General features: G+C 69.4%; 2 protein-coding genes. Both read right to left on the reverse strand.

The features are described 5' to 3' along the window. Window positions 1-891 (reverse strand): metal ABC transporter solute-binding protein (locus A9Z05_RS33300; RefSeq protein WP_069621792.1); only part of this gene is annotated, 891 nt, incomplete at its 3' end. 46 nt (window positions 892-937) lie between these two features. Next, window positions 938-1,335: Fur family transcriptional regulator (locus A9Z05_RS33305; RefSeq protein ID WP_069621793.1), on the reverse strand; the 398-nt coding region annotated here is incomplete at its 5' end.

Raw genomic sequence — 1,335 nt, forward strand, 5'->3', positions numbered from 1 at the left:
GCTGCCGAGCGCGTCGAGCTGGCCGATCATCCATTGCTGGAATGTCTTGCCGGCCGGCTGCGTCTCGGTGACGCTGACGGTCGGCACGCCGCCGTCGCGCGCGATCTTCAGCATGCGCTTGGTCATCGGTTCTTCGGCCTGGCTGTTGTAGATCAGCGCGCGCACCTGCTTCTTGCGCAGGTCGCCCTCGAACGCGGCGACGTCTTGCGCGCTCGCCTCGGTGTCGTTCATCGTCGCGAGCTGGAAGCGCTGGTTGCGCATGTCGAGGCCGATCGCGTCCGACATGTAGCCGAACACCGGCTCGGTGGCCGTCACCGGCACGCCCTTGTACTTCGCGCGCAGCGCGGCGACCTTGTCGTCGACGGGCTTCAGCGATGCGACGAACTTCTGCAGGTTCGCATCGTACTCGGCCTGGTTCGCCGGGTCGGCGCGGCCGAGTTCGGCCGCGATCGCGCGTGCGGCCGCCGGCATCGTCGCCGGGTCGTACCACAGGTGCGGGTTGTCGCCGGCCTTCTTGCCGACCAGATCGGCGACGACGATCGTCGCGCGCTTCGCCTGCTTCGATGCGCCGAGCAGCTTGCCCATCCACGGATCGTAGTCGGCACCGTTGTAGATCACGACCTGTGCGTGCTGCAGCGCGCGGGCCGTCTTCGGGCTCGCTTCGAACAGATGCGGATCCTGGTCCGGATTGCTGAGGATGCTCGTGACCGCGACGTGGCGGCCGCCGATCTGCGACGCGACGTCGCCGTAGAAATTCTCGGCGGCGACGACGTTGACGGTCGCGGCCTGCGCGAACGCGGGCGCGGCGAACGACAGTGCGGCGACGGCGGCGGCGAGCCAGCGGACAGGCGACAGGGCGCGCCGCGGCGCGCGCTTCAGGGCAATGGACATGGAACTCCTCGTTGGAAGGGCGGCGCGGGCGCCGCGCGGTGCGGCGTCAGCGCTGCGCGGGCTTGCGCTTGCAGTGCCCGCACAGGCCGTTCAGCTCGACGACCTGGTGGTGGACTTCGAAACCGTGCGCGGGCTCGCTCGCGGACAGCTGCTTCGCGAGGTCGCTGCCGGGAATCTCGACGGTGTCGCCGCACGAATCGCAGATCAGGAACTGGCCTTCGTGCGGCACGCCGATCTCGCAGCACGCGAGGAACGCGTTCTTCGATTCGATCCGGTGGATGAAGCCGTGCTCGACGAGGAAATCCAGCGCGCGGTAGACGGTTGTCGGCGGCACGCGGCCGCGTTGCGGTTCGAGTTCGGCGAGCAGGTCGTACGCGCCGATCGGGCGCTGCGCGGCCAGCACGCGTTCGTAGACCTGGCGGCGCAGCGGCGTCCACGCGAGCC

Source organism: Burkholderia sp. A2 (assembly GCF_001729305.1).
Taxonomy (GTDB): Bacteria; Pseudomonadota; Gammaproteobacteria; order Burkholderiales; family Burkholderiaceae; genus Burkholderia; species Burkholderia sola.